The sequence below is a fragment of the Antarctobacter heliothermus genome, assembly GCF_900188425.1.
GTDB classification, from domain to species: Bacteria; Pseudomonadota; Alphaproteobacteria; order Rhodobacterales; family Rhodobacteraceae; genus Antarctobacter; species Antarctobacter heliothermus.
Window position 1 is genome coordinate 1 of the sequence record NZ_FZON01000147.1, and the last position, 1,376, is coordinate 1,376.

The window sequence follows — 1,376 nt, forward strand, 5'->3', positions numbered from 1 at the left end:
GTATGCGTCCGGCCACGCAGCGCTTGACGCCTATTTCGGCGTCCAGTTCCATGGCGCGAGTTCGCCGATGCGGTTGATCTTGTGATCGGCGATCCGTTCGAGAACCCAGGTGAGCCAGGCTTCGGGATTAACGCTGTTCATGCGGGCGGTTTCGATGAGTGTGTAGGCGACAGCCGCGGCCTTGCCGCCACCTTCCGAACCCATGAACAGGTAGTTTTTCCTGCCGAGAGTCAGGGGCCTGATTGACCGCTCGCAGATGTTGTTGTCCAGTTCCAGAAGCCCGTTATCGAGGTATGGACGCGCCTTGGGCATGCGGCCGAGCGCGTAGCGGATCGCCTCGGCCAGCTTGGTCTTACCGGATATTTTCGGCAGTTGCAGCTTCAGCCAGTCCTCCAGCTCATCGAAGACCGACTTGGCTTTCGCCTGCCGCAGGGCGACGCGTTCATCGGGGGATTTGTAGCGCGCTTCCTTTTCCACGGCATAGAGCCTGGCGATCCGCTCGATGGCGCCCCTGGCGATGACGGACCCATCGCGCTCGAAGACATCCACGAACTTGCGGCGGACATGGACCATGCAGGCTTGCTCCGTGGCGAGCCCTGCGCCGAACAGGCCGTTGAATCCGGTAAAACCGTCGGCATGCACGGTGCCCTTGTAGCCCGACAGGTGGGCGGAAGGGTGTTCGCCCTTCCGGTCCACGCTGAACTGATACCAGGCGCAGGGCGGCGGCTGCCCGCACCATGGCCTCTCGTCACGGACATAGCTCCAGAGCCGCGCAGTGTGCGCCTTGCCTGTCTTCGCCCCGGTCTGCATCTTGACCGGTGTGTCGTCGGCAAACACGGCTGGACCCGCGCGCACCAGCTTTCCGATGTGATCGGCCAAGGGCTCCAGCAATGCGGTCGACCGCCCGACCCAATCTGTGAGCGTCGACCGGTGCAGATCGAGCTTTTCGCGGGCGTAGATTTCCGACTGACGATACAACGGGAGGTGATCGCAGTATTTGCCGACCAGCACATGCGCGAGAAGGCCGGGACCGGCGCGGCCGCGCTCGATGGGTCGGCTCGGCAATGGCGCTTGCGCGAAGGTCTCGCAGCAATTGCAGGCCATGCGCGGACGCACGATCTGGCGGACGACAAACCGGCCCGGGATGTATTCCAGCTCCTGCGTCACATCCTCGCCGAGTGGGCGCAGGGCGCCACCGCAGGAGGCGCAGGCATCGCCCGGAGACAAAACCTCGGTCTGTCGCTCAAGGTGATCGGGCAGCGGAGCGCGGCTGTGCTTGCGTTTGGCGGGCGCGTCGGACTGCCGCGCGTCGTTGTCCATGCCGGTTTCGTCGTGCTGCGCCTGAGCGGCCTGCGCGATCTCGGTGTCTTCCTGCA

1 protein-coding gene is annotated in these 1,376 nt (G+C 64.3%); it reads right to left on the reverse strand.

Annotated features, from left to right (window positions below):
* Positions 1–30: 30 nt before the first annotated feature.
* On the reverse strand, positions 31–1,376 hold a 1,346-nt coding region (tnpC, locus tag CHB90_RS25965), incomplete at its 5' end, for an IS66 family transposase (RefSeq protein WP_245823397.1).